This window comes from Sphingobacterium sp. UBA7855, from assembly GCA_002500745.1.
Lineage (GTDB): Bacteria > Bacteroidota > Bacteroidia > Sphingobacteriales > Sphingobacteriaceae > Sphingobacterium.
This window is the reverse complement of the sequence record DLST01000001.1, coordinates 217,739-244,723: the sequence shown is the minus strand read 5'-3', so window position 1 is coordinate 244,723 and position 26,985 is coordinate 217,739. Positions and strand designations below refer to the sequence as shown.

General features: G+C 39.6%; 24 protein-coding genes. 10 read left to right on the top strand and 14 right to left on the bottom strand.

Translation table 11 applies throughout. The annotated features are described in order from the left end of the window. Nucleotides 1-130: 130 nt before the first annotated feature. From B2107_RS01015 to B2107_RS00995, 5 genes are all read left to right on the top strand, one after another. The gene (locus B2107_RS01015; protein ID WP_293952311.1) at nucleotides 131-649 is read left to right on the top strand and encodes a hypothetical protein; all 519 of its coding nucleotides are present in this window, start codon (nucleotides 131-133) and stop codon (nucleotides 647-649) included. Between the two features lie 45 nt (nucleotides 650-694). Continuing rightward, nucleotides 695-1,162, top strand: a complete 468-nt coding sequence (locus B2107_RS01010) for a carboxypeptidase-like regulatory domain-containing protein (RefSeq protein ID WP_293952309.1) — start codon at nucleotides 695-697, stop codon at nucleotides 1,160-1,162. A gap of 377 nt (nucleotides 1,163-1,539) precedes the next feature. Continuing rightward, nucleotides 1,540-1,710, top strand: a complete 171-nt coding sequence (locus B2107_RS01005) for a KilA-N domain-containing protein (RefSeq protein ID WP_293952307.1) — start codon at nucleotides 1,540-1,542, stop codon at nucleotides 1,708-1,710. Between the two features lie 139 nt (nucleotides 1,711-1,849). Next, nucleotides 1,850-2,236 carry a KilA-N domain-containing protein gene (locus tag B2107_RS01000; protein ID WP_293952305.1) on the top strand — a complete coding sequence of 129 codons (387 nt, stop codon included), beginning with the start codon at nucleotides 1,850-1,852 and terminating at the stop codon, nucleotides 2,234-2,236. Nucleotides 2,237-2,326: 90 nt separating this feature from the next. Beyond that, a complete protein-coding gene (locus tag B2107_RS00995; protein ID WP_312365246.1) occupies nucleotides 2,327-2,893 on the top strand; it encodes a fasciclin domain-containing protein in 567 nt (188 codons plus the stop codon). Between the two features lie 462 nt (nucleotides 2,894-3,355). Here the strand turns inward: B2107_RS00995 and B2107_RS00990 are convergent, their stop codons facing one another. Next, nucleotides 3,356-3,595, bottom strand: coding sequence for a hypothetical protein (locus B2107_RS00990; RefSeq protein WP_293952303.1), 240 nt, complete (start codon nucleotides 3,593-3,595; stop codon nucleotides 3,356-3,358). 185 nt (nucleotides 3,596-3,780) lie between these two features. On the opposite strand from B2107_RS00990, the gene B2107_RS00985 reads away from it, so the two are divergent. After that, nucleotides 3,781-4,314, top strand: coding sequence for an AAA family ATPase (locus B2107_RS00985; protein WP_293952301.1), 534 nt, complete (start codon nucleotides 3,781-3,783; stop codon nucleotides 4,312-4,314). Nucleotides 4,315-4,499: 185 nt separating this feature from the next. Here B2107_RS00985 and B2107_RS00980 read toward each other — a convergent pair whose 3' ends face one another. Continuing rightward, the gene (locus B2107_RS00980) at nucleotides 4,500-7,439 is read right to left on the bottom strand and encodes a M16 family metallopeptidase (protein WP_293952299.1); all 2,940 of its coding nucleotides are present in this window, start codon (nucleotides 7,437-7,439) and stop codon (nucleotides 4,500-4,502) included. A 527-nt stretch (nucleotides 7,440-7,966) separates the two neighbouring features. Between B2107_RS00980 and B2107_RS00975 the strand changes: the two genes are divergently transcribed. Beyond that, complete coding sequence (locus B2107_RS00975) at nucleotides 7,967-8,542, top strand: phosphatase PAP2 family protein (protein WP_293952297.1); 576 nt, start codon at nucleotides 7,967-7,969, stop codon at nucleotides 8,540-8,542. A 294-nt stretch (nucleotides 8,543-8,836) separates the two neighbouring features. Continuing rightward, nucleotides 8,837-9,550 (top strand): DUF3667 domain-containing protein, encoded by a 714-nt coding sequence (locus tag B2107_RS00970; RefSeq protein WP_293952295.1) that lies wholly within the window; start codon nucleotides 8,837-8,839, stop codon nucleotides 9,548-9,550. Nucleotides 9,551-9,830: 280 nt separating this feature from the next. Here the strand turns inward: B2107_RS00970 and B2107_RS00965 are convergent, their stop codons facing one another. The 10 genes from B2107_RS00965 to B2107_RS00920 form a co-directional block, all read right to left on the bottom strand. Next, complete coding sequence (locus B2107_RS00965; RefSeq protein ID WP_293952293.1) at nucleotides 9,831-11,015, bottom strand: glycoside hydrolase family 76 protein; 1,185 nt, start codon at nucleotides 11,013-11,015, stop codon at nucleotides 9,831-9,833. A gap of 69 nt (nucleotides 11,016-11,084) precedes the next feature. Beyond that, the gene (locus tag B2107_RS00960) at nucleotides 11,085-12,209 is read right to left on the bottom strand and encodes a glycoside hydrolase family 76 protein (protein ID WP_293952291.1); all 1,125 of its coding nucleotides are present in this window, start codon (nucleotides 12,207-12,209) and stop codon (nucleotides 11,085-11,087) included. Nucleotides 12,210-12,221: 12 nt separating this feature from the next. After that, nucleotides 12,222-13,364 carry a SusE domain-containing protein gene (locus tag B2107_RS00955; RefSeq protein WP_293952289.1) on the bottom strand — a complete coding sequence of 381 codons (1,143 nt, stop codon included), beginning with the start codon at nucleotides 13,362-13,364 and terminating at the stop codon, nucleotides 12,222-12,224. A 74-nt stretch (nucleotides 13,365-13,438) separates the two neighbouring features. Continuing rightward, nucleotides 13,439-15,064: a RagB/SusD family nutrient uptake outer membrane protein gene (locus B2107_RS00950; RefSeq protein ID WP_293952287.1), complete on the bottom strand. Its 1,626-nt coding sequence runs from the start codon at nucleotides 15,062-15,064 to the stop codon at nucleotides 13,439-13,441. An 11-nt stretch (nucleotides 15,065-15,075) separates the two neighbouring features. After that, complete coding sequence (locus B2107_RS00945) at nucleotides 15,076-18,513, bottom strand: TonB-dependent receptor (protein ID WP_293952285.1); 3,438 nt, start codon at nucleotides 18,511-18,513, stop codon at nucleotides 15,076-15,078. 214 nt (nucleotides 18,514-18,727) lie between these two features. Then, on the bottom strand, nucleotides 18,728-19,900 hold the full coding sequence (locus B2107_RS00940; protein WP_293952283.1) for a FecR family protein: 1,173 nt from the start codon (nucleotides 19,898-19,900) through the stop codon (nucleotides 18,728-18,730). A gap of 98 nt (nucleotides 19,901-19,998) precedes the next feature. After that, nucleotides 19,999-20,610 carry an RNA polymerase sigma factor gene (locus B2107_RS00935; protein ID WP_293952281.1) on the bottom strand — a complete coding sequence of 204 codons (612 nt, stop codon included), beginning with the start codon at nucleotides 20,608-20,610 and terminating at the stop codon, nucleotides 19,999-20,001. A 653-nt stretch (nucleotides 20,611-21,263) separates the two neighbouring features. Further along, nucleotides 21,264-21,710, bottom strand: a complete 447-nt coding sequence (locus tag B2107_RS00930; RefSeq protein ID WP_293952279.1) for a GNAT family N-acetyltransferase — start codon at nucleotides 21,708-21,710, stop codon at nucleotides 21,264-21,266. Between the two features lie 317 nt (nucleotides 21,711-22,027). Beyond that, a complete protein-coding gene (locus B2107_RS00925) occupies nucleotides 22,028-22,927 on the bottom strand; it encodes a dihydrodipicolinate synthase family protein (protein WP_293952277.1) in 900 nt (299 codons plus the stop codon). Nucleotides 22,928-22,948: 21 nt separating this feature from the next. Then, nucleotides 22,949-23,449, bottom strand: coding sequence for a cupin domain-containing protein (locus tag B2107_RS00920; protein WP_293952275.1), 501 nt, complete (start codon nucleotides 23,447-23,449; stop codon nucleotides 22,949-22,951). A 34-nt stretch (nucleotides 23,450-23,483) separates the two neighbouring features. Between B2107_RS00920 and B2107_RS00915 the strand changes: the two genes are divergently transcribed. Both B2107_RS00915 and B2107_RS00910 read left to right on the top strand, forming a co-directional pair. Then, nucleotides 23,484-24,971, top strand: a complete 1,488-nt coding sequence (locus B2107_RS00915; RefSeq protein WP_293952273.1) for a PLP-dependent aminotransferase family protein — start codon at nucleotides 23,484-23,486, stop codon at nucleotides 24,969-24,971. A 64-nt stretch (nucleotides 24,972-25,035) separates the two neighbouring features. Then, a complete protein-coding gene (locus tag B2107_RS00910) occupies nucleotides 25,036-25,440 on the top strand; it encodes a DUF5367 domain-containing protein (protein WP_293952271.1) in 405 nt (134 codons plus the stop codon). Between the two features lie 50 nt (nucleotides 25,441-25,490). Here B2107_RS00910 and B2107_RS00905 read toward each other — a convergent pair whose 3' ends face one another. After that, nucleotides 25,491-26,405 carry a TIGR01777 family oxidoreductase gene (locus B2107_RS00905; protein ID WP_293952269.1) on the bottom strand — a complete coding sequence of 305 codons (915 nt, stop codon included), beginning with the start codon at nucleotides 26,403-26,405 and terminating at the stop codon, nucleotides 25,491-25,493. Next, a complete protein-coding gene (gene idi, locus B2107_RS00900; RefSeq protein WP_293952267.1) occupies nucleotides 26,402-26,929 on the bottom strand; it encodes an isopentenyl-diphosphate Delta-isomerase in 528 nt (175 codons plus the stop codon). Before idi ends, B2107_RS00905 begins: the two co-directional genes overlap by 4 nt. Nucleotides 26,930-26,985 lie beyond the last annotated feature (56 nt).

The window sequence follows — 26,985 nt, the reverse complement described above, 5'->3', positions numbered from 1 at the left end:
CAGTTCAGTTTACACCCTCTAAAAAAACAGCTTTTGGTGATGCTAAAAATTTCGTCTTGTTTACAACGGAACCTATTCATATAAAGAATTTTTGTTTATTATTTGAAATAAAAAAAGGACCAAATTTATAATGGCATTACGCATAAATTTAAACCTTTGCGGTTTTAAACTTCTTCTTTTGCTTACAGTCTTTAGCTGTTCTACAAAGAAAAATTATAACGGCTGGGTTGATATAGACCAAAACAACTGCAGCAGCTATAGCCAACGAGGTAAAGGTTATACAGATGATGAGATATCGCCTTTAATAAAAGGCAAAGTGAGCATGAGCCATAATAATGAAAATGTTCCTTTTGCTAGAGTTTTCTTTCTTAGTTCAGAGAGTGATACTATTGGTACAGCCATCACAGATAAAAATGGAGAATTTTCGCTAACGATCCCATCCGAGGGATTGCTCCATGGAAAAATTATTGTAGATACATTTGGAACGGGGATGACTATCGAACATGTTTACATTGCTCCAAATTTTAAAACCTACGCCTTAGACATAAAATTACCAAGGCAGCCCATGTATATTAATGAAATAGGTTCAAAAAAGGATCAGAAAAAGTTGAGGAAAGAAGTTGAAAAAGCAAATAGAAAACATAAATAGGTGTTATAGTTTGATCTGGGACATAAAAGCTCAGTTTTTTTAATTGTGATTTTTTTCTCATCCTGTTCCGTCATCAAACCCAAAACAGAAGACAATAAAGTATTGGGCGGGTACGAGGCTTCATGCTATTTAGACGAGAACGATTCGCAAGACTCGGTAACGATTTCAGGCATTGTAACTGAAGCTAAGACAAAAAGAAAGGTACCGAATGCCGAGATACGATTTTTAGACTCTGAAGGAAATACGATCAAAAAAGTATCTTCAGACGCAGATGGATCATTCAGTACAAAAATAGCAAAACTAACAAAATTTGGAAGTATGGAAATTGATGGAAATAGTGCTGGTTTTCTTACGATAGCAAACATAGACTTTGGTATTTTTGTCAATAATACCAGAATAAAGGCGAGATTATTCAAGTACGATTATTCTGTAACGGAGCAAGAATTTTACAAGAAAGCAGATCAAGACCAGCTAAAGCGAGAGATAGAAGAAATGAAAAAACAAAAGAGGTAACAGCATCGTACCACAAAGTGTATTAATTATAGAAATGTGGAGTTCGAAAGGACTTCACATTTTTTATTTGTCCATTTTTGTCATTTCGATATTCAGCAACGGATACTCGTATCTAGAATTCGGTAGGGCTTATGATCAGAACCAAATTTCATCCATTGGCTGTCCATCCGATTAAGCTGGAAAAAACTAGTTTTAAAAACTGAAGCTGTGGTTTCATTGCTTAAAAAACTACGTATAGATCTAGGTATTTGTGGACATCGGTCCATAAATTACTACTTTTCTTAGTATATTTACTCACTTAAAATAAAATCTGTAATAGCCAATTATTCCGTTTTGTTTTTTCAAACTGACGAAGAATAAATATCAAATCTAAATGTATGGCAAAGAATAAAAAGATTAATGTACAGGGAAAAGAAATAACAATCATCCTCGACAATGGCAAAGAGTTTATTTCACTTACTGATATGCTAAAAGCTAAAGATGGGGACTTTTTCATTTCTGATTGGCTTCGAAACAGAAACAGAGTTGAATATCTGGGTATTTGGTAAAGCATTTATAACCCTATTTTTAATTATGGCGAATTCGCCATAATTAAAAGTCAGGCCGGACTTAACAGTTATAAAATCAGTGTTAAAGATTGGGTTGAGAAGACAAATGCTATCGGCTTAAAAGCGACCGCAGGAAGATATGGGGGGGACATATGCGCATCCTGATATAGCTTTTGAATTCGGCATGTGGATTAGCCCACATTTTAAAATTTACTTAATCAAAGAATTTCAGCGTCTAAAAGATGAAGAAAATGATCGTTTGAAATTGAACTGGGATTTACAAAGGACACTAGCCAAAGTAAATTATCACATTCACACTGATGCAATAAAGGAAAACCTCATTCCAGCAGAAATTACCCAGCAGCAAGCGAATTCCGTTTATGCCAGCGAAGCTGACATACTGAATGTCGCACTATTTGGAATGACAGCCAAACACTGGAGAGTTACTAATCCCGACAAAAAGGGCAATATTCGAGACTACGCGATTATACTATCTCGTAAAAGATGGGGAAAAATGAAGAATTAATAATTTTTATATATCACCAAAATCCAAACTTTCCGTTTTATCGTAAATGATCGTATAAAAGTTTTAAATCACATATAAAAAATAAAGATCATGAAAATGAAATCGATCTTATGGGCGGCTGCCACAGCAGCAACATTATTGGGAAGCACTTATATGAGCCACGCTCAAACAAAGGAAAAAACTGTTATGGTAGGTGGTGCACCGATGTATCCTTCCAAAAACATTATTGAGAATGCAGTCAACTCTAAAGATCACACAACGATGGTTGCTGCAGTAAAGGCTGCAGGCCTTGTGGAAACCTTACAGGGACCGGGTCCTTTTACAGTTTTGGCTCCTACGAATGATGCTTTTGCTAAAGTACCCAAAGAGGCTCTAAATAATTTAATGCTGCCAGAAAACAAGGCTCAATTAACTTCAATATTGACCTATCACGTGATTCCTGGGAAATGGAGCGCGCCACAGATCGTTCAAGCAATTAAGGATGGCAAAGGAACTTATGTAACCAAATCAGTGCAAGGTGGCAACCTTACTTTTTGGATGAAAGGGAAAGACGTATATGTAAAAGACGCGAAAGGTAATAGCGCAAAAGTAACGGTTGCTGACGTCAATCAATCGAATGGGGTAATCCATGTGATAGATGCTGTATTGATGCCTTAGATATCGTGCGCACAGAATCAATTTTTGTTAGGAAAATGCTATGATTTTTTTTATCATAGAAGTGTAGGGTAAATTCGATGTGTACAATTTAAGTTAAAACCCCTTGTTTGCCAAAACAAGAAATAACTTCTTTTCCATCGCGTATCGTATAGGCCCTGGCGATTCCGTTCTCTACAAAATAAATATTTTTATCACTTCTGTCTGGCTGTATCAGTATGGTCTTTTTGGGTACATTCAATTCTTTAAACCGCTGATCAGTAGCGCTAAAGACTCACCTCTTACATCAAAATGCTTACGTATAGATGCAATGATATTATCCATGGAAGGCTATTTTCAATTCTTGGTAAACGACAAAGCTAAGGAAAAGAAAGCTATAAAACCTTTTAAACTTTTGCACCTCTAGCTTAGGCAATATGGGCTTATCGCGAGATTAAAATCATGAATAACTTTTATAGTAAAAATCTAGGGCTTTACTTCTTTGTATATCGGTTGAAATTCTCGATGCCATTTCTCCAATTTATTATTCTTAAACCGAAATAAATAGAATTCATCATCAAAAGGAACATTTCTGTAAGAAATTACTTCTATGGTATCTTTGTCATTTGCCTCCTTTTGAGAGATTGAATAGGATGGCCCAAGAATAGTAACAACTTGTACTTTAGACATTCCAAGTTCAAGCTGCTCCATCTTCGATTTTCTCATCGTGGCAATTCGGGTACCAGAACATGATGATAAAATGATGGTTAAAAGAGCTAAAACGGTTATTAAATTAGTATTCATAGGTCTAATTTAAGCAATAAAATCATTAGATTGATGGCAAAATACTTGAATAATGCCGCAATGTCCTCCGACAGCGTATAATATGAAATAAAACTCGAATCGACACAATGAATCTATATATTATCACAGGTGGCCCTGGTGTTGGCAAAACAACATTAGTTGACTATCTTCATAGAAAGGGCTTTTTAATTGTTTCTGAATCTGCTCGAGCCATCATTAGAGATCAAGTGGGTAAAAATGGCGATGGTGTCCCCTGGAAAAACAAATATATCTATGCACAACTGATGTTTAAGGAATCACTACAAGCTTATAATCAAATTTTTAATGTTACTTGCGATAAAACCGTCTTTTTTGATCGTGGATTGGCGGATACGTTGTGCTACATGAAAATGGAAAATATACCTATAACTGATGAACAAATTAAAACTGTAAAGGATACAATTTATAATAGTAAGGTTTTCATATTACCACCATGGGCTGAAATTTATGAAACCGATATGGAGCGAAAGCAAAGCTGGGAAGAAGCCGTTAATACCTATCGCAATATGAAAGATACGTATATAAATCTGGGATATGATGTAATCACTGTTCCAATCGGTTCTGTTGAGAGCAGGTATGATTTTGTTTTAAATCATATATAACTTTGTTGCACTAGTTATAAGGAACTGCGGGATCTAATCGTTTCAATCTTAGGCTTTGAGTTGGGCAACGTGTATGTTTTAGCTGGTCGTAACACATGCTCATGAAGAAAAATAAAGGGGCCATTGCAAAGAATGTGCCCCAATAAACATTAAACATTAAACATTAAACATTTTTTTAATCTGGATTAATATCCAAATATTTCATCAAGAGTTAACTTTTTAACATTTCCCAATCCAGACATCATGTCTTCATTTAAGTCCTTTTCATCCCCTACAATACAGTAGACATAAGGTTTACGACTGATATTCTCGGCATGAAATGATTTGAGATCTGAAAATGTCAGCTGAGGAAGCTTCTCAAAAATTATTTTTCGAGAATCTTCTGTAAGTCCACGTCTCTGTGCGGCTAAATAGCTTGAAAGAATGCCTGCCCCACTAATTCGTTCACTTGCCAATGATTTCAGCAAATTGGTACGAATTGATTCTACGCCAACTTTCGACTCCGGCAGCTCATTTAAAAGTTCATTCATACCACCAACTGCATCTTTAAACTTATCGGATTGCGTTCCTATGTACGCTCCCACCATACCATGATTTTCCTTTTTCTGAGGCTGTCCATAGTAAGCATAAGTGGTATAGGCCAAAGCTTTGGATTCACGTAGCGTCTGAAAAACAATACTTCCCATACCGCCTCCAAAATAACCGTTGAAGAAAGTCACTGTGGGTATTTGGTTTTTATTAAATAATCCTGAATTACGGATCCAAAAAACTTCTGCCTGCTTCATCGCATACTGCGCAAACAAAACTTTATTATCGCTTGTTGGCTTTTCCTCAAATTTCATCCCTTTCTCAATCGCATAGTAAGGCAAATCATGATGTTTTAAAGGCTTCAGGTTTTTTACCAGATCAGTCACCTTGTGCGGACCATAGTATAATATGCGATGTTTAGCGTTCGCCAGATTATGTAAGACAGCTACGAGGTCAGATGCCTTCAGCTCATCAAGTTCCTTGTCGGTGTAGGTATAATTAAATGGGTTTTTGGCGCCATAACGTGCATAAGCTTTTAATCCTTCCATGATGGCCGCCTTATTCTCCTTGGCATTAGCCCGCGACTTTTTGACGCGTTCAATATAAGATTTGAACGCTTGCTCATCGACGACACAATTGTGCATAAGGTCTTGCAACAAGTCGACGGTTGCTACGAAATTACTATTCAGCCCGGAAACAGAAACACTACTTTCTTCATTTCCCGAAGAGACCGAAAAGTCTGATGCCAATTTGTAAAATGCCTTGCTAAAGTCTTCGCTGGTCTTATCTTTGGTGCCCAAAAACTCCAAATATCCCACTGCAAGGCCTAATAATTTATTGTCCCAGCTTCCAAAATCAAAGTGATAGGTAAGGCTAAACAACTCATTATTTTTATTTTGAACGGCCAACACATCTAGATCTTTCAATTTAGCTGTTGACATATCTTTTGAGAAATCAATCCATTTAGGTTTGATATCCTGCTCAGGCATCGCGTTGATCTGCTTCAGAAAGGCAGATTCAACATTTCGGTTAACAGTAATCGGTGTAATGGCCGGTTTGACTACTTTATCCACTTTGTCATCCTGCCCTTTTTGTTTATAGACAGCAACATAGTTGACATCAGACAAATACTTATTGGCGAAACGTACGATATCTTCTTTTGTAATTTTTGACAAACGATCGGTATATCCCAATTCTTTTGACCAATCAACCTCCGATGTGAAGCCTGACATGAGTTGCTCAGCGGTACTGGTATAATTATCAAATAACTTGATCTGCGCTTTCTTTTCATTATTCACGATTGAGGTCAGCAGATCATCTGAAAATTGACCTTTTCGTAATTTGTCGAGTTCGTTTAACAATAGGCTCTTCACATCATCAAGGCTCTGACCCGAACTTGGATTCCCCTGAAGAATCAACATGGAATAATCTTTCAACACATAGGGAAATGCACCTGCACCCAATAATTTCTGTGATTTAACCAGATTTAGATCAATCAATCCTGCGGAACCATTGGTCAGCACGTTGGCCATAAGATTCAGAATTTGTGCGTCAGGATCGGCAGCCCCTGGAAAACGGAACCCCAGAAGCAGATATTCTGCTGTGGGCCCCATGACAGTTCTAGTGATGGGACTTGTAATAGCTTGCTCCTTTTCAAAAGTGTAGGCCGGAACAGCTTTGGGCTTCATGGAGGAAAATGCCTTGTCAATACGTTGAACAACATCGGTAGGATTAAAATCGCCGGACATAATCACCCCCATGTTATTTGGCACGTAATACGTATTGTAGTATTCGCGTATTGCCTTTAGTGAAGGGTTTTTAAGATGTTCTACAGAACCGAGCACAGTTTGCTTACCATAATTATTTTTTGGAAACATGGCTGCAAATATAGTTTCAATAGATTTTCTATTGTCGTTATCCAAACTGATATTTTTCTCTTCGTAAACGGATTCCAGTTCAGTATGGAATAAACGGAGTATGGGGTTCCTGAAGCGTTCGGCCTGAACCGTCAAATATTTATCAAGTACATTATTAGGAATGTCTTCCACGTAGACTGTCTGTTCAAAAGATGTAAACGCATTGGTGCCTTTGGAGCCCATACTACTCATCAGCTTGTCGTACTCATTAGGAATAGCATACTTGGATGCCTCGCCGGATACGCGGTCAATTTCTTTATAGATCGCCGCCCGTTCATTAGCATCTGTTGTATGATTATATTTTTCATACAGATTGTCAACCTGATCCAACAATGGTTTTTCTTTCGACCAATCGAGACTACCAAACTTGTCGGTACCTTTAAATAGCATATGCTCGAGATAATGCGCCAATCCGGTATGATCTTTAGGATCTGTTTTACTTCCAGCCTTGGTAGCAATGTATGCCTGAATACGGGGCTGTTTGTTATTGACGCTGAGGATAACAGTGAGACCATTTTTTAATGTGTAAAAACGGGTGCGAATAGGGTCGTTAGTCACATACTTATAAGTATATCCACCCTCTGTGGCATCTTTCCATACATATTTGCCTACCTGGGCCTGGATGCCGGTAGTGATGAACAATAGCGAAATGAAGGCTATCGTTTTAAATTTTCGATTCATAACTGGAAGTGATTTTTTAATTGACAACTTAAGGCTACTATCTATACAAGATTATTTACAGCAATAATCGAAATTAACATGGTTAAACACAATAGTGAGTCAATAAATCAAGAAAAAGTGTTGAAAAATTAAAAAAAACAAGAATAAATTCGAAAAAAACTTCGATTAACCCCATTTCCATTCATTTTTTTTGTTTAAAAATCACGGCTTAAGATATAATTGTAAAAATTTGAATGTAACCATTCTTAAGCAATGAACCTCAAGTGACTAGAAGGATGCTACATATATCGCTTAGCTACTTCGTATCAGGTTGCGATCATCATATCGATTTGGCTTAAACAAAAATATTCTTTAGATTGTTAGAAATGTAGAGCACACCCTCAAGAGATTGCCTCTTTTCCATTATTTAAAATATCATCAGCATATACTAAATGAATTACACATTTAATAACGGCATCTATCGCAATTTTCTGACTATAGTTATATTATTTTTAAGCTTCCTTTTACTTACTACAGCTGTAATATACATGGATAAAGAAGCAATTGGACCACAAGATTCTGTAGTTGGCCTGGGCAAAATCAATGGCTATGTCCATGAAACTGTAGGACTAAATATGAAATGGTTTATCGTAAGCGAATGGCTCGGTTGGATTGCGCTGGCACTTGTGCCAGGATTTTCGGTGTTTGGACTAATCCAGCTGATAAAACGGGGTAGTTTGAAACGAGTCGATGATAACATCCTTATTTTGGGATTTTTTTATATTCTTTTAGCTCTCATTTATGCATTTTTTGAGATGTGCATAATAAATTATAGGCCGGTAATCCTTAAGGAATCTTTGGAAGCATCATTTCCGTCGTCGCATTCGATGGTCGTCCTTTTTATCATGGCAACTTCGATCACACAGTTTAGGATCAGAATTAAAAACGCACTTTTAAAAAATATTGTCGTATTAATTTCCGCATTAATTACGATTATCACTATCGCTGCAAGGCTCCTATCAGGTGTCCATTGGTTTACCGATATATTGGGCGGAATACTGCTTGGTGCTACCCTAGCATTTGCCTATCAACTAACAATTCAGTATCGAGCTACCAATGGATAAGCACTACATATCATCTTAACTATAAGCTTGTTGGATTATACAATAGCGTATAATAAAAATTCTTTTTAGCAGACTACACTCAAGTGTAGCTAATCTTCGTGTAAACTGCGATATTTTTGAACGAAATAGTATCGATATCGTTTAAGATGCAAAAAAACATAAATATTTACCAAGATCCATTGTATTATAACCGCTATATCAGTCTGCACGCCATTATACAATAATGTCATTGCGGATTTTCAGTCCTGAGCTGCTGAACACTAATCAACTATATTCATCTAAAATCACTGATATATGAACTGTAAAAACTGCGGAACTACCATTGCTTCAAAATTTTGCCCAGATTGCGGACAACCAGCGGTTCTGAAAAGAATAGACGCACATTACATTACTCATGAAATTGAGCATGTCCTGCATTTTGAACGAGGTATATTATATACCATTAAAGAACTCATGGTCACTCCCGGCCAAAATGTAAAAAAATACATTTCGGAAAATCGAAGTCGGCTTGTCAAACCGATTATTTTCATCATTGTGACTTCGCTAATATATTCTATTATTACCCATTTTTTTCATGTCGAAGACAAATATGTCCATTACAACGAAGCTAAACCGTCCACTATAGGAGTGCTATTTCAATGGGTGCAGGGACATTATGGTTATGCTAACCTCATCATGGGTGTATTTATTGCGTCGTGGATTCAACTATTTTTCAAAAAATACAAGTACAACTTCTTTGAAATATTAATCTTATTATGCTTCGTCATGGGGATGGGCATGCTTATTTATGCCGTGTTTTCCGTTTTGCAAGGTGTCACGCATATGCGTATAGCTAATGTTGGTGGCATCGTCGGGATCGTATATTGCTCTTGGGCAATAGGACAATTCTTCGATGCTAAAAGGCTAGGAAATTACTTTAAAGCACTAGCTGCATATATTTTAGGATTAATCACATTTTCAGTAATGGTACTTCTATTGGGTTTAACCATCGATTACATGATTGGTTAAAGTTAGGTATAACTATTGGAACAACTATCGGCGGATGGATTATTGTTAACAAAGGGGTAGCGTATACGCCGTGGCTTACCATACTATTTGGTTCACTCGCTTATTTAATAGTAAAAGCACACTTTCGTATAGCGTATATTTTCAGTTTGTCCGTTTAGTTAACAACGGACAAACTGTACTGCACCCAAACAGAATATTGCCGCTTAGCCACTAGCTATATAAAGGAGGTAAATATGTCAATGTTGGCGTCGATGCAGCTTAAAGATGAAACTTAGCTTGTCTAATACCCTAGCTGTGCCAAACGTCCATACATCTCCACAAAAGCACATTGATCCAATAACCACTTCGACTTTTGCTTTTTCTCTAAAGTCCAATCAACATCAAACAGTCCGTACTGATCCCTCATTTTGTACCAAGCCCTGTCAAGGTTTTTAGCAAAAATATCAAGATAGGTTTTATTTCCATCCTGTTCATATAAACTGACATATCCCCGCATCATTACGGCATGGAACCATAAGTTACTATTTCTCAATATTGGAAAATTATCCCCGTCCTTAGTTTGGAAAAAATAGTTTAAACAAGATTTTGCTAGAACCTGTGCATCAAGAAGATACTTTTTTTCTTTAGTTATCTTATATAGCAATGCCGCAGCTTGCAGCATTTGTCCAGAATTATAGGAATATTTGGCTTTACCTATATTTCCATTGAGCTGAATATTATCCCAATACAGGTTATCCGTTGGATCTTGCAGTCCTGCTTTTGTCCACTCATATAAACGCCGTCCCTCATTCAGATATTCTTTGTCTTTCGTTGCCTCAAACAGCTTGAGTGCAAATACCGCTGCAGGAGCGTTCGAGCAGGTGTTTTTAGACTCTTTCTTCTGCTCGCACCAATAGATTCCACCGCCAAGCTTTTCATCTTCACCACTTTTTACAAAAGTCCAGATCTCTTTTGCATGCTTTAGGTAATCAATCTTTTTTGTCTGCACATAGCTATCGGTAAAATCGATTCCGAGCCAAACGTTGTCATCATAAAATCGGTCTGACACTGGAGCAGAATTGATGTAGGAAGCATAACCAACGGGCTCCCTGGAATGATCCCTATATGCCATTAATCCTGGCAGCACGCGTTGGTCTAGGATCTTTTGGTAAAACGCTCTGTTCTTTGGCAGTTCCATCAAGCTATTGACTGCCGAAAAACTTCCCGAGAATGGCCATAAGTAGGCATACTTCTTTTGCGCTGCAGCTTGCTCTGGATTGTCAAGATAATCAGCTTTGAAGCTTTCATCATAAGGAAATTTCTCCGTTAACAGCTGGTTGTTCGAATTTCCATATTTAGCATAAATAACAGTTAGAGTCTCTTGGGCTCTTTCGGCAGACTGTCCTTTGCTGCGCTGTGCATTTCCGGTGAGATAGCATAAGGCTGACAGTAACACAGTGGTCGTTATTTTAGTAATTTGTTTCATCTGCATCTCTACTTTAAAGAAGCCGTTGCGACCTTTACGGAAACGCAAGGCTTCTTTGCATTTGTTCAATTATTTTAATTTATTTTGATAGCTTGCCAATCCTTCAAAGAGCATGGCTGCACTTGCATACGCTGTAAGCTCACTATTACCTATGGGTGGCTGCGCCCAGGAGGAACCAAAAAACAACGTCGGTAGACTTGTTCCCTTGGTCCACGCAATTTTGCCATTGTTGACCAAAAACTTATCAAACTTACTGCGGTAGGCTGCATCAATTCCTTCCTGATTTAAATAGTCTACGAAATATCGTATAAATATTCCCTTAAACAATGCGCCGTCGCCATTTCCCTCATCGCGCAAGATATTATTCCCGCCATCGATACAACGCGTGATTGTATAATAACTAATTTTTTGCGCATCAACCAGATAAGGCTGGTCGTTAGTAATCTTAAAAAGCTCAACCGCGCTACCAAGAAACGTTCCCTGATTATACGTAAGCGTCGTCATATCCACATTACCTGTCTGACCATTAATGTTATCATAAACGGCGCCTGTTGATGGATTGTATAAGGTTGCCTTTTGCCATTCGTAGATCTTCTTAGCCCAGGTCAAGTAGTTTTCATCTTTTGTCAAACGATATAATCTAGCGGCCAAAATACTAGCTGGGCCATTCGAGCAAGCATTTTTGCTGTAGCGCATATCTTTCTTCCAAGCCAATCCCCCGCCTGCGTATTGCTCATCCCATGCACCAGTAATGTCTTTCCATAAAAGTAATACGGTGTCGAGGTATTTTTGTTCCTTGGTAATTTCATATAAGCGCAATATGGTCAATGCATTCCATTCCATATCATCATAGAATACGTTGTAATAGGTATTGCCATTTTTGATCTTCACACCTTCAAACCATTTGCTGAAATAGGCACTATACTTGGCATCTTTCGTCCGTAGATAAGCGTCGATAACAACATCCATCGCATGTGCATTGGGCCAATATTGAAATCCCAGATCGGATTGATTGATTGCATTGTTAAAATACCCGGACTCATTCCAGAATCCGGCAATCATCTTATCGGAAACCTGCGTTGCAATAGCTGTCCAGCTTTCCTCTACGGAATCATCATACGGGTAGCTGTCCTCAATTTTGGTGCATCCAAAGAGTAGAAACAATATGGATGACAGTATAATCATTTTATTCATCGGGTCTCCTCCTTAATTTGGTACTACAGTATGCGTATAGTCTTTGTCGCCTTGCAAAATCATCGATATTTTTGTTGGATGGCCGTCTACTGCATCCGCAAATTTCCATTTATCGTCCCATTGCGAAAGATTGGGCAATATGCGAACGAAATAATAAGAAGGAGCCGATGAACTATTGGGAGGACTGTCCGTCCCGTTCTGAGTTCCCAGCTGTAAAGTTTCAGCCTTTCCGGCCTTAACGGTTTCCATTTGGAACTTATAGCGTTGGTCGCGGCCCCAACTTTCCTGTTTAAAATTGATAATGCCCGTTGCAGACCAAATTCCCTTACCTTGATAAGGAAGATCCAACACCACTGCTCCAGATGGCGAGAAATAAACGCCCATGTTTTTGATCTCGGTGTAAGTAACTGCTGCGACATTAAAATCTATTCGAATACGATATACTGCTGTCTTGGCAATGCTATTACTTCCCGTTTCACCTTCTTTTATTTTAGTTTGATCTTCCGAATAGAAAACACGTCCTTCTGCGGACTTACGATCCGTAAAAATATATTTCTTACCGGCTTCCAGTTTTGTAAAGATCTCATATTCACCATTACCTACCAATTTAAAAGGTAAAGATGCGGCAACATCCGTCCCGCCCTCAGTTGCCTCTCCAGCGATAAATAGTTCATCGGGGATCTCTGCAAAGCCTTCCAGTGTTTTGATGTTCAATACCTTCTTAGCTTTGCTCAACACCCGTTTCATTCCACGGATAGCATAGACTGACCAGATTACATCACCACTCTCACCAGGGTTGACCCCCGCTTTCGTGGCGATCTGATTCAATATTTTGTGACTGATATTAGCGCCGTTGGAGTTTCCATTATTATCCGATGTGACTGTATAAAGAGGCTTGCTAAAATCGCCGTCGGACTTGTCAAAGACCACTTCATATTGAGCTGCCCCACCGTCGGCCACCAAAGCCGACTGCCATTCAAAATACAGCGCTGCGGAGCTTGAACTTAATAATTTAACCGCTTTTGCATCTGCAGGAGCATATAGGTTCTCAACCGCGGACACTTCGGCGTCCGCGTATTTCATATCGTCTTTTTTACAGGAAACGATGCTCGCAGCCAATGCGACCATTGCTATAACTTTAAAATACCATTTCATGTCTATATCATTAATTTATGGTTCGAAACGTACATTTTTTTAATGCGCCGTTTGCGCTAGTTTTTTAATTAAATTTAGTTTGAGTAGCCCTGATTGTTAGGCAATAAATTTTTATTTAGATCGATCTGGGTCCGTGGTATCGACCAGAGATAATCTCTACTTTCATCAAATCGGCGGATATCCAATTTGATATTGCTATTGTTACCACCATATTTAGCACCCAATACCTGGCCTTCCAAATAGGTTTTACCAGCTTTCCAGCGCATGATATCATAGTAACGCAATCCCTCAAGAGCGAGTTCACTTCTCCGCTCGTTTCGGACTATTGTTTTCAGATCTCCGGCAGTCGGGAATTCCAATGCTTTGGAGGCTTCAAAACCAGCCCGTAGACGAATAGGTCTGATCGTCATATCCCATACTGCTGCATCGAGTTGTCCCAGTGCTTCTTTTGCTTCTGCATACATCAACAAGATATCGGCATACCTGAACATGATGATATTCAATCCGGCATCGTATTTTACCGTTGCTGTTACATCGTAGTATTTCTTTACGTAATAACCGGTAGCGGAAGCGTTGGCACTCGCCCCCTGATATTCGTCGAGCCGTTCCTTATCTGTTGTACCAGAGCCGGGTTTGATAAAGATCTTGCGTGTTGTACCGTCAAAATCAGTCCATTGTCCGCCATGAAAAACGATGGTTGCGGCCATACGTGGATCGCGATTGACATAGGGATTACTGTCGTTGTATTGGGGATCCGTAGCAATGGGATTTCCGCCCAGTGTCAAATAATTATCAGCCAGACTTTGTAATGGTGCATAACCGTTTAAACGTGCCTGTGCAGAGATTGGTGCTGCATCATATAACTTATTCCAGGTTTTTAAAAGAGGTACATAGGCATAATCCAGAATAACCTCTGAATTATATTCATTGGCTGCAGTAAACAATTCCGGATAACTGCGGAATAATGCGTAAGTTCCAAATTCAGTTTGATTTTTCATCAGATTTTCACAGTACACTATTACTTTATTCCAATTACTTTCATAAAGGTAAGCCCGAGCTTGAAAGGCTGAAGCGGCACCCTTTGTAATCCGGCCGCGGTCGTCTGCGGATAAAGCATCTTTGTTCGGTAGATCGGCCATACATTGATCCAACTCTTGATGGATGAAGGCCATAATAGTCGCTTTATCTGTCCGAGGTAGAGTCTTGGACTCTTCCAGTGAGATATCTTTTGTGAAAAAAGGCACAGCGCCATAAAAATTAACAAGTCTAAAATAGAGAAATGCACGGATAAAGCGCACCTCGGCGATGCGACGTTTTTTGAGTGCCGGGTCCATTCCGGGTACACGTTCCACATTCGCTAGATAGACATGGCAGGTCTTAATACCGCCGTAGAGATCGGACCACTCTGCACCAAATCGGCCCAGTGTCGGATCGGCGGTTCCATTACGAATTGCACGCTGGTCTGTGTTTGAGCGCCCCTCAAAAATATTATCACTCAGCGCTTCATCATTCCACATACGATCTGCTGAATACAGCTGATTATAGGCCATGTTGACCATTTTTTCTGCATTATCTGCGTAGTCCCAAAAGTTTTCATCAGTAAAACGATCAGTTGGTAGCGTATCCAACTTATTACAGGATGTTAATTGGAGAATTGCCATTAAACTCAAGCCTCCTACAAGTATCTTATATAGTTTCATTATATAAAAGGTTAGAATTGAATATTTAATCCACCGCCATAGTATTTCAACGTCGGATAATTGCGGGCACTATTGGCCGAACCACCCATGTTAGAATCAAATTCGGAGGATTCGGGATCTATCCAGGAGTTTTTACTCAACGTCAGCAGGTTTTGGGCATTAATAAAAAAGCGAACACGCTGCAATCCCCATTTTCCAATCACTCCCTTTGGCAATGAATAGCCAATCTGTATATTTTTCAGGCGGGCGTATTTCCCGTTGAAAAGATAGAGGTCAGAATCTTTTCCAAAATTGTTGGTGGACGCTGTTGATCCATTTGCCGTCAATCGCGGCCAATGCCCGTCGATATTTGTGGGTGTCCAGTAATCGAGTTGATGCTGGTAAATGGAATACGAATAGTTTTGATGAAAGGGCTCGATCAATTCTCCGCGAATCATCATATCACGCTTGCCCACCCCTTGCCAAAACATACTAAAATCAAAATCTTTGTAATTCAAATTATAGGTAAGACCAAATGTAAACCGAGGGAAACCATTGCCCAACACAAAGCGGTCCCGTGCGTCGATAAGTCCATCGTTATTCCGATCGACATACTTTACATCACCGGGTCGTAGATCTGCCGCCGTAATACCACTCGGCAGCGCCGAAGTTTCAATATCCCTTATATTTTGAAAGAATCCTTCCATCTTATACCCATAATAGGAATTATAGGGTAGCCCAACACGGGTCAGTTTAGTAATGTTGTCAACTGTCGAAATACGGTCATCGCCCGGCATTGCAATAATCTTATTATGACTATCACCCATGTTGGCATTGATCACATGCTGGAAATTCCCTGTTGTAACGCGGTAATTGAGGTTGATTTCCCAGCCTTCATTGTTCATTTCACCTAAGTTCTGATTCTTTAAGGAAGTTCCGAATGTGGAAGGTATCTGTGGCGCCATCAAGATATCTACTGTTCGCTTTTTAAAATAGTCGAAGCTGGCCGTTAATTTATCCTGAAAGAAGGTGGCGTCCAACCCAACATTGAAATTATAGGTTTTCTCCCAGCGTAGATCAAGGCTGGCATAATTAAATCCCGCAGCAGAAACAGGTTTGTTGTTAAATCCATAACTGTTCTGATAAGATTCATAGGTAAAATAATAGGCGTAGTCATCTACGGCCTGATTGCCCAGGACACCATACGTAGATCTGATTTTTAGGCTACCGACATGTTGTTTATACCAATTCATAAATACTTCGTCGGATGCTCGCCATCCGAGAGATCCCGAAGGAAAGAACCCCCAGCGATTAGCCTTCGAGAACTTAGAAGATCCATCGTAGCGAAAGCTAAATTCGGCAAAATACTTACTTGCAAAGTCATATCCGACACGACCGAAGATCGAATTGATACTATTTTGCAGTGTACCATTTGGTGTGACACGGGCGCTTACGGGATCAATGACCGTTCCTGTAGTAGGTGTACCGAGGATAGGATCTGTAAATTTCATCTTCAATTCGTTTTGTCGACGTGTATAGGATTCGTTGGATGCTCCAAAAAGCCCTGATACATGATGAGTTCCAAAAGTCCGATCGTAATCTAAGAGCAACTGGAAATTTAATAGCGAAGCTTTTTCATTAAAATCTTCCGTATTACGATCTGAATTGACATAAACCTGCGGTTGCGTGGCATCTGGATTTGAATACAAAGGAACTTGGATTCTTCGAATAGAGCGGTGGTCTGCATAGATGTCCGCTCCGAAGATACCGCGTAGTTTTAAACCTTCAAAAAGTTTAGCTTCAAGATTCAGGTTGATATTGAAATAATCGTTATCATTTTTGATATATCCCCCTTCATTTAGCTCAGCCAATGGATTTTGGTCTGTCAGTGCATTGTTGACAAGATATTTTCCATTATCTGCCTGCATGCGGTAGTAGTAATAGGAAGGAAGTCTGGAAGCATTGATAATGGCACTTCCGGCCGTGTTGCTCATGTTGTTATTGCGGGTATAGGCTAAAATAGAAGTCAATTTAAAACGTCCGATCTCTGTACTGAGGTTGCTCCGCAAATTGTACCGCTTAATGCCAAAGTTTTGCCCAACAAAATTACTGGGTTGATTGTAAAAGCCTCCGGAAAACAAGTACGAACTTTTCTCTCCGCCGCCGGCCACACTGATATTATATTTTTGCTGGAAAGAGTTCTTCATAATTTCAGGCAAGTTCCACCGCTCAATATCCCGATGGGCATATAAGTCAGCGATAGCAGCCGGTGAAAATTGCGGATCCATTCCTGAATTGGTTAGCGCTAGATTACGTAGGGTTGCATTTTGGTACCCTTCAACTGGAGAAAACAAAATTTTAGGTTCTTGCACTCCCCATTGTGTGCCGATATTTACTGTGGGGCGCTGATTTTGGCGTCCTCTTTTGGTGGTTACCAAAATAACGCCATTGGCTGACCTCGAACCGTATATAGCCGTAGAGCCTGCGTCTTTCAATACCGACACTGTTTCGATGTCATCCGGATTGATCTTATTGAGCGTACCGCCTTCTGTAATAATTCCATCGATCACTACCAGCGGCGCGTTACTGTTTATGGTAGATATCCCACGAATATTGATATTCATCGAATTATCATTGGGGTCCATGCTTTTCTGTTGGATGGTCAAGCTGGGCGAGGCTCCCTGAAGGGCTTGTGTTACATTGCCTACAGGTCGGTTTTCGAAAGTTTTCGCACTGATCTGATCAACAGCCCCAACAACACGCTGACGTGTAGTGGTACCATAGCCGATTACGATAACTTCTTCGAGCTGACTGTTGCTATTTTTCATAATCACATTGAGCTGCCCCGATCCATCGGTCTGCAGGGAAGATAGCTCCCCGCTCAAAGCATCATAACCAACAGAGGAGAATATCAGGGTTGCTTTGGGCGAAAGGTTTGTGAGCGTAAATAGACCATCACCATTGGTGGTAGTACCTATAGATTCATTTCCTTTGACCCGCACAGAGACATTTGCAAGAGGTTCGCCCCGCTCATTGGTCACACGTCCCTTTACAGGGACTTGATTTGGGATCATCGTAAACTCCATCGGTGCGAACTTTATGGAAGCTTTTGGCTTATCATAAATGACCACTGTCTTATTATCCAACTGGTAAGACAAGGGCTGATCTTTAAAGATCTGGTCCAATACATCCGATAATTGACGGTCCCTAACTTTTATGTCAATAGGCTTCGCGTTTACCATCTGCCGTTCCGTGTACAGAAAATTGTATCCCGTCTGGGATTTGAGTTCCCTAAATATTTTTTTAAGGCTCATGTTGGAGTATTCTAATGTTACCTTTTGTGCAAAGGTGGTAGCGCTAACCTGCATAAAAGTAACCAAGATAATTATGGTAGTCAATCGCATAATAAGCCATAGTTTACGGAATAGCAGATACGCTATCTCCTTTTTTCTGATATAATTTTGATACATTTGTAAGGTTTATTTGCAGTGTATTCGAGTCGTCCAAAACAGAAACATACTGCAGATTGGATAGTTAAAATTTAATTGTCCCAAACGGCAACCGAGCCCCTTCAGGATCTTGGTTGCTTTTTTATACCCCACCTTCGTGGCTATTCGTTTTGTCGTTTTTTATTCATCGGTTCGTTTATTTAGGTTATTGTGTCATTAATTATTTAGTAGGTTACTACGGAAGTACATGTATTTTTTTTCCGTCTATTCTGAAATGAACGGCACCCGTTTTTTCGAGCAGCCTTAAAACTTTTTGAACATCATCAAAACGCGATATTCCGCCCCCAAATTTCTCGGTCGTTTTTTTACCCTGATAGATAACCTCTACATTATACCAGCGTGCCACCTTACGCATAACACTTTCGATATCATCTCCATCGAACATAAATTCGTTGTTTGTCCACGCAATAACCGGAGCTGTATCTATCGGGTGAGATTTTAACATCCCATGAGCTGTAAGGCTCGACTGTTCACCCGGTGCTAATAGCAATTTTTGATTATGGGAACTGACCTGTACGCGACCTTCTAGAAGGGTGGTCTGTACCGCCGATTCGTCGGCATAACTGTTTACATTGAAATGGGTACCGAGCACTTTGACCTCTTGATTTGCGGTCTTTACAATAAAGGGGTGTTTGGAATCTTTTGCTACTTCAAAATATGCCTCACCAGTTAGCACAACAGTTCTATTCCCCCCTTTTGAAAAACGAACGGGATACCTGAGCGATGATGCGGCATTCAGCCATACTTGTGTCCCGTCAGGTAGTTTAATCCGATAGCATTCCCCTTTGGTTGTCGATAAGGTATTTTGCTCGATTTCGCCCTGCGTATTACTACTCACCTCGTAAATCAATTGGCCATCTGTTGTTTTAGAGATCCTAATGCCCGATTCTTCGACAATCCGACCGTTGTGTGTTTCATGTAGATGAATCTGCTTGCCGTTGGCCAGCGTTAAGGTTGCGGATTGTTTTCCGGGTGATATCACATGTTGTATTGCTGGCGGAGCACTATTGTCCGTTTCTGCATTAAAAAACCATTGACCAATAGCTAATAGTCCAATGATGGAGGCTGCGATCGCGCCAATACGTTTCCAAGATCGAAGCAATTTTATTTCGGATTTATTGATGTGGTGATCCAATTGATCCCATGTACTGTCCAATACAGCCAATATTGCTGGATCATCCAACAGATATTGATCGATGGGATCGTCCAAAACCTCTTGGATGATTTCTTGAAGTAGTATGCTATCTTTACCAGACTTTATATAGGACAAGAACTTACGCGAATCTTCTTCACTAAGTTTTCCATGTATATACTGCCTTAGCGTATATTGAAGTGTTTCCTTTTCCACAATTGGTTACTCTCTTTTCAGCTAATACACTTCAGCCGTACACATCATCTGCTCCGGTTTCATTTTTTTTTATTTTTTTTTAAGGAAGAGAAAGATATTCAGCACGATTGCTGTTGAAGAAGTATAAATGAAACTAGAAGCCATGTAGATTTGTCCAAAATTCCATGTTTCTCTTTTATATATTTAGTGGCTTTTACAATATGGTCATTAATCGTAGATGTCGATATATTCAATAAATTGCTTACTTCCGCGTAGGTTTTGCCCTCAATCTTACAAAGTTTATAGATGAGTCTACGTTGTGGTGGAAGTTGGTCTATAGTTACCGACAACCATTGCTGATATTGTTTTTCATAGAGTTGTTCTTCGACATGACTATATAATACTGTACTGTGCAAGCTGAGATATGCTTGAACTTGCTTTTCAATGTTATTTCTTCGGATAAAATTATAGACAGTATATTTGGCAATCTGAAAAAGATACGATCGAAAAGACTGGTCGGGATCAATCAATTCACGCTTATCCCACACTTTAATAAATACTTCTTGTAGTAATTCAGCAGCGTCTTGCTCAGACTTGACCATCTTACGGATATTAAGATAGATACGTCCACTGTATTTTTTGTAAATCAGTTGAAAAGCTTGCTTGCAACCTGAACGTAGGGAGATCAACACAGCTTCCTCTTCAGCGTAGTCGTATTTTTGTGTATCCATGGTCACGTTTTACCCTTTCAGCGATAGCAAATATTGCTAAACGTTTATTGTATTTGGTTATCTATTTCCAATCTTAGCATTTACGTGATAAACTAGTGAGCGTTATAAATAGTAAGCCACATAAATTAGTGAGCGCCGCACAAGATAAACTACATGATGCAGGACATTTCATAATATTGCCGTTCAATCTGTATCGTTTAACTTGTATACGGACTATCGTAAGATGGTTATATGCAAATGTACTAAAAACTAAAACGGTTTTGCCTTTATTATTCTTTTTTTTCCAAGTGACTGTTTCATCTGCTATCTATATTTTTTGTTACCCACCGGGAAGTTAATATTTTGAACAATAGTATGAATGAGGCTTAGCGCTCAATTCCGAATTATTTGGAAGGAAATGGAGAATTGCTATTTTACCATTTGAGATAGGAGCTAAACAGTAGATTTTCATGATAGGAAGCAGGATCGCATCGAACAGGAACAGCATTAAGAACAAAGAAAGGAGTAGAAAGCTATTGCATTCTACTCCTTTTTGGCCTTTTTAAAAAGTGGAACTTTTAGCCGAAATTTAACGGTTATTGAGCGAACTGTTGTACAAAAAACAACCTCATTGACACCCCTTTAATGCTAGTATGTACTACTGTTGCATTTTTTTACTTCCACCAGTAATAATAGTTGTGATTGCCATCGTATTCGAAACCGCAACGTGGATAGAGCTTATTACCTATATCGTTTGTCTTTTCAGTTTCTAGCATCAATCCGCAGGCTTCCGTATCGACGCACCATTGTTTTGCTTTGTTTATTAATGCTACCGATAAGCCGTGTCCACGATAATCAGGATGCACAAACAGGTCACTCAATAAATATTGCTTCGCCAGTTTAATATAATGGTACAATTTGTATAGCTGTACAAAACCGACGGCTTTATCATTTGCATATACCACAAAAATAGTGGATTGATCGTGAATCATTCGTTCCCGCACAAAAAGTCTACATTGCTGGTAGTCATCATTCTGGCGGTAAAAAATCCGGTAAAGGTTAAATAATTCTGCGGTTTCGTCTAATTCGTTGAGACCTACTTTTTTAATGTTACACTCCATTTTTTATGATTTTTATTGATGCTACAAAAATAGATGATCGTGAGCTGAGCCTAGTGGTACAGTTTATCAAAAAACTGGTGTTCCAGTACGTAAAATTTAGTTACTGCTTTCGATTTACATTTATCCTAATCGTATTGAATGGGCTATCCTGGGCTTCACATGAATTACCCCTCTGTTTTGACGTTATTGTACGCTGCTTGAAATTACATTTGAACATATAAAGCCCGAAAGCCCTATTTAGGCTCTCGGGCTTTTTCAAAACTTACATTTGCATGAGCCGGTAACAATGCTGAGAATAGGTTGTACACCGGTAAGCTTTAACTATGATAAACTTCGTTTTCCAAAGCTGAAAGTATGCCAGCCAGTTCTGCTATTTCCATTTCATTGAGCGACTGAATTGGGCTTTTAAAACCACCACCCCCTACTTCGAGCAAATCCAGACCTGCTTTTATGGAGCGTGGTAAACCTTTGGCGACAATAAATTTTAGCAGCTCAATTTGCTGGTAGAAAAGCCTCCTCGCTCGGTCTAGATGATTTTTCTCCATGGCGTCATAAAGTGCTATGTTCAGTTCAGGTATCAGATTGGGCGCAGCGGTACACCAACCTCGTGCACCTGCAGAAAAAGCGGCCAAAGCCAGCGGATTCGAACCATTGAAAAAAGCTACTTCTTCGCCCAATACCTTTCTCAAATAATGCATGCGCTGAATATCTCCCGTGCTTTCCTTAATCATCGTGACGTTTGGGATCTCCAGTAAACGTTTCAACAATGTAGGCGACATATCCACGCCGCCCGTAGCCGGATTGTTATATGCCATAATAGGAATAGAAATTTTGGACGCTACTTTGTCGTAGTGCTTTACAATTTCGTCATCGGTAAGTTTCCAATAGCTCATCGGAATAATCATTACGGCTGTTGCTCCTGCTTTTTCGGCAAATCTTGCATGATAAACGGTCCGCTCCGTTGTAAGATTTGAGACCCCTACCAGTGTAGGCAATCTGCCTGCCACCTGTTGCATCGTAGCTTCCGTAATGGTCTCTTTTTCATCATCATTTAGATATGGCATCACGCCAGTACTCCCCAAGGGAGCAATACCGTGTACACCTGCTGTCACTAATCGCTCTACCTGCTTTTTGAACAAGGGAATATCAATATGCTCGTTGTTGTCAAATGGTGTAATGGGATAGGCAATCACGCCTTTAAATGGTACTGTGTTCATTGTGTAAATCTCCTTTAAAAATTAAAAATCTCTTCCTTCTTCTTCACGGAGTGCTACTCCTAGGTTTTGAAGTTGTGGCGCATTTTCGCAGGCAATATACTTTGCAGGTTGGCTATCGCTCAGATTTTGGTGCTGATGCCACGCCCACGATGGAATGTAAACGGCATCACCTGCTTCCCATTCTACAATTTCATCTTCCACCTTTGTCCACCCCTTACCTTCGAGCACATACAAAACCGTCTCATAGGTGTGACGATGTAAATGCGTTTTCTGTCCGGGCAGTAAACCACCGATAGTCATACTTACATTCTTACTTGGCAGATCCACAAAGAATACCGGATGTTTTCTCTCCTCCGAAAATTGATTATGTACCCCAGCGTTCTCAACATTTTTGTGGATAACATGTGATGGCTTTACATACGTTGGCCGGGCAAATGTTTGATGAAAATCTTTTGAACTGAATTGTTTTTGCTCTTCATGAATAGACTTCTTTAGTTCTGTAGCTGTTTCTAATTTTGCCATTACTGTAATTATTATTTGTTTTTTGCACTATTGCATGACAAAAGTATTGTATCTTTGGACTGTATTAATGATGCAGTTTTTACAAAAATTGATAGTCCAGATGTTGCGCGATTGGAAGTTTGAAATACAATTAGATGAGAAATTGGGTAAGGCTGTTTACCTACAAATTGCCGATGCTCTAATAAAAGATATCCATTCGGGACGACTACATCCTGGGGATGCTCTACCCGGAAGCAGAAACTTGGCACAACTATTAAAAGTCAATAGGAATACCGTGGTAGAAGCGCTGAATGTACTGCTGATTGAAGGCTGGCTTGTTTCTAAGGAACGACAGGGTACGTTTGTCGCTGATACATTGCCTAATTTTAAAGATGTGCAGCGTAGTGATGAGTTAACTGGGACTATACAGCGTACTGCACACCAGCATTATCATTTACGGTTTGATGATGGGAATCCAGATACTAAAATTGCTCCTATTAGTGAGCTAGCTCGCGCTTATCGTCAAATTTTCAATCAAAAAGCGAAGTGGCAGATGATGGGCTATGGCAATGAATTTGGAGATTTTGAATTTCGTAAAACAATTGTTCAAATGCTCAATCATCAAAGAGGGATGCAGGTAAACGAACATCATATCTGCATCACAAGAGGAAGTCAAATGGCGATGTATCTGACATCACACTGTCTTTTTACCAAAGGCGACTATGTCATGATAGAAAACCCTGGTTACAAACCCGCATGGGAAGCATTTGAACATGCAGGGGCCACGCTGTTGCCAGTTAATGTAGATCGTAACGGCATAATCATGGAAGAGGTCAGCCACTATCTGAAATCTTATAAAAAAATAAAGGCTATTTACGTAACGCCACACCATCAATATCCGACGACGGCAACCCTGAGTTTAAAGAGAAGATTGGAACTAATACAGCTTTCCAACACCTATGGTTTTACTATTATTGAAGACGATTATGACAATGAGTTTCACTTCGGATACCGTCCACTATTGCCTTTGTCAAGTTTTACAGAATTAAAAAACTATGTATATATCGGTACGCTAAGCAAGGTAGTAGCACCAGCATTGCGAATTGGCTATCTGGTAAGCAATAACACTGGCTTAATCAAAAACGCGGGCAGCCTCCGGAAAATAATTGATGTTCAGGGAGATGGTATTATGGAGCAGGCAGTATTACAACTTATCAAAGATGGTACGATCAAGCGTCATATCAAAAAGGCAAGTCATTATTACAAAAACAAAAGGGATTTTATGGCGGGGCTTTTAAACAAACATTTCGCCGATAAAGCAACATTTACTTTCCCCGAAGGTGGTTTAGCATTTTGGATAGTGCCGCATAAGGACGTCGATTGGTCGTATATTGCAGGTAAATTAGACAGCGTCGGAATTCAAATCATTCTACCCAAGACTTATAGCATCGATAAACCGGTAAATGGCATCCGATTAGGATATGGATCACTATCGGAAAAAGATCTGGAAGAAGGAATTATTGCATTGTCGAAGGTGCTATAAGCAGAGCGTATCAATTGTAAAGAATTTTAACTATATTGATTACCTATTGAAAAGTATGTCGATTATGAAAACAAGATTTATTCTACCGGTACTTGCCATTGGCTTTTTAATTTGGTTCTTGGCAACCTTGGCTTTTAGATTTGCGGGACACTTCTTTTTTATTACCGACTCACCTGCCATATTGATGGGTCTATATCTGGCAGTCATACCTGTATTGGCATTGCTCACTATTTTAACCTTCAAAACATTTAGACTTTCAGGTCTTGAAAATGTGTTGGCAGGCGTTCTTCTTGTATTGCCCGGAATGATCATTGATGCATTTGTTATTCAATTTTTTGAACAGATCTTTCCGAATTTGTTACCGAGCCAAGCCGCTACATTCGGTTCGTGGCTCATGTGGGCATACAGCATTGTTTTATTAACGGCAACCGCGACAGGATTGCGGGAAGTAAGAAAGCTGAAATTATGAGAAGTACACAATGCTAAAAAGTGTTACACGCAACACACTTGATCCGCTCTTCACGTACCATGCCGTTCTAACGAATGGTCTATTGTGTCATAATAAAATTTAAATCCCACACTCTTAATTTTCTCTTCACTAACGCGCGAACCTTGCAGCAGCATAGTCGACATCTCGCCATATAATAGTTTTAACATAAAGGCAGGTACATTGGGTAAAAAGCTTGTTTTGCCAAATGATTTGAGGAGAGAATAAGCAAAATCATTCATAGTAATGTGTTGAGGAGCAACAGCATTATAAACACCTCGGAGATCCTCTTGATGGAGTATAAACTCGTATAAACGCCCCAAATCACGAATGTCGATCCAAGAGAGGTATTGCTTTCCGTCGCCCACTGACACATTGATACCAAGTCTTGCCAAAGGCGCAAGCTTAGCATACATACCTCCCTCCTTTCCCAAGACAATACCTTTTCGCAATATAACAGTTTTGATGCCCAGGCTTTCAAACTGCCTTGCTGCCTTCTCCCATAACTTACAGATGTCTGCCAAAAAATCACTTCCGCTGTTAGCATCTTCCGAAAATATGGTATCGGTTGTACGTGCACCGTAATAGCCAACTGCCGATGATGAAATGATTTTATCAATAGCATTAGCATGATGCTTGACGTATTCGTAAAGTAAATTTAGTGACAACACCCGGCTTTCAATCAGCTCCAAACGGCGTTTAGTTGTCCACCTTCCTGCGCTTATATTTTCACCAGTCAAGTTAATGATGGTATCCACTCCCTCAAAAGCCTTTAGATCGATGTAGCTTTTGTCCAAATCCCATTTAAAAAACTTTGTTCCGTTCTCCTCAGGTTCAGCGACAGACTGACGCGTTAAGACGTGTACCTCGTAACCAAGCTTTGTCAGGTGGGAAACGAGATAACCACCTACAAACCCAGTACCTCCTGCGATCAAAATCTTTTTCATATGCTAGCTTGTTTAAGCTTCTGTATGACCTGCGGAAGCGCAGCTTTGAACCAATACGTATAACGTGTGGGATGAACAGAAATATCCGTCGCAATTTGCTCAACCGACCACCATTTAAAATCAGCAGCCTCTGATGGATTAAGTATTGGATCAGTATCGGTAAATCCTATAAATACGTGATCATACTCATGCTCAATCAAATTATTTTCCACTTTAGCATGATAGATAAAGGAAAAAGAATAACTTAATTCGCAAGAAATGCCCATTTCAAAAAAAAGCCTCTCTTGAGCACTATCTAAAACGTCCTCGCCAATCTGCGGATGCGAGCAGCATGTGTTGGTCCAAAGGCCTCCCCCATGATATTTATCCAACGCCCGTTGTTGCAGCAAAAGATCCCCCCTACTGTTAAAAATAAATATTGAAAAAGCACGGTGTAATAGCCCTTTTTTATGAGCAAGCAGCTTATCCATCTGACCAAGTTGTTGATCGCTTTCATCTACAAGGACAACATGATTTCTATCCATAGTTTTGTAATTTTTAGAGAAGAGACAAGTGACTGTCTGCATCGAAATTCATACTT

Bases quoted from the DNA above. Each gene is read 5' to 3' on its own strand.
- B2107_RS01015 (WP_293952311.1), top strand. From the start codon at position 131: ATGGCATTACGCATAAATTTAAACCTTTGCGGTTTTAAACTTCTTCTT.
- B2107_RS01005 (WP_293952307.1), top strand. From the start codon at position 1,540: ATGGCAAAGAATAAAAAGATTAATGTACAGGGAAAAGAAATAACAATC.
- B2107_RS01000 (WP_293952305.1), top strand. From the start codon at position 1,850: ATGGGGGGGACATATGCGCATCCTGATATAGCTTTTGAATTCGGCATG.
- B2107_RS00995 (WP_312365246.1), top strand. From the start codon at position 2,327: ATGAAAATGAAATCGATCTTATGGGCGGCTGCCACAGCAGCAACATTA.
- B2107_RS00990 (WP_293952303.1), bottom strand. From the start codon at position 3,595: ATGAGAAAATCGAAGATGGAGCAGCTTGAACTTGGAATGTCTAAAGTA.
- B2107_RS00985 (WP_293952301.1), top strand. From the start codon at position 3,781: ATGAATCTATATATTATCACAGGTGGCCCTGGTGTTGGCAAAACAACA.
- B2107_RS00980 (WP_293952299.1), bottom strand. From the start codon at position 7,439: ATGAATCGAAAATTTAAAACGATAGCCTTCATTTCGCTATTGTTCATC.
- B2107_RS00975 (WP_293952297.1), top strand. From the start codon at position 7,967: ATGGATAAAGAAGCAATTGGACCACAAGATTCTGTAGTTGGCCTGGGC.
- B2107_RS00970 (WP_293952295.1), top strand. From the start codon at position 8,837: ATGAACTGTAAAAACTGCGGAACTACCATTGCTTCAAAATTTTGCCCA.
- B2107_RS00965 (WP_293952293.1), bottom strand. From the start codon at position 11,015: ATGAAACAAATTACTAAAATAACGACCACTGTGTTACTGTCAGCCTTA.
- B2107_RS00960 (WP_293952291.1), bottom strand. From the start codon at position 12,209: ATGAATAAAATGATTATACTGTCATCCATATTGTTTCTACTCTTTGGA.
- B2107_RS00955 (WP_293952289.1), bottom strand. From the start codon at position 13,364: ATGAAATGGTATTTTAAAGTTATAGCAATGGTCGCATTGGCTGCGAGC.
- B2107_RS00950 (WP_293952287.1), bottom strand. From the start codon at position 15,064: ATGAAACTATATAAGATACTTGTAGGAGGCTTGAGTTTAATGGCAATT.
- B2107_RS00945 (WP_293952285.1), bottom strand. From the start codon at position 18,513: ATGTATCAAAATTATATCAGAAAAAAGGAGATAGCGTATCTGCTATTC.
- B2107_RS00935 (WP_293952281.1), bottom strand. From the start codon at position 20,610: ATGGATACACAAAAATACGACTACGCTGAAGAGGAAGCTGTGTTGATC.
- B2107_RS00930 (WP_293952279.1), bottom strand. From the start codon at position 21,710: ATGGAGTGTAACATTAAAAAAGTAGGTCTCAACGAATTAGACGAAACC.
- B2107_RS00925 (WP_293952277.1), bottom strand. From the start codon at position 22,927: ATGAACACAGTACCATTTAAAGGCGTGATTGCCTATCCCATTACACCA.
- B2107_RS00920 (WP_293952275.1), bottom strand. From the start codon at position 23,449: ATGGCAAAATTAGAAACAGCTACAGAACTAAAGAAGTCTATTCATGAA.
- B2107_RS00915 (WP_293952273.1), top strand. From the start codon at position 23,484: ATGACAAAAGTATTGTATCTTTGGACTGTATTAATGATGCAGTTTTTA.
- B2107_RS00910 (WP_293952271.1), top strand. From the start codon at position 25,036: ATGAAAACAAGATTTATTCTACCGGTACTTGCCATTGGCTTTTTAATT.
- B2107_RS00905 (WP_293952269.1), bottom strand. From the start codon at position 26,405: ATGAAAAAGATTTTGATCGCAGGAGGTACTGGGTTTGTAGGTGGTTAT.
- idi (WP_293952267.1), bottom strand. From the start codon at position 26,929: ATGGATAGAAATCATGTTGTCCTTGTAGATGAAAGCGATCAACAACTT.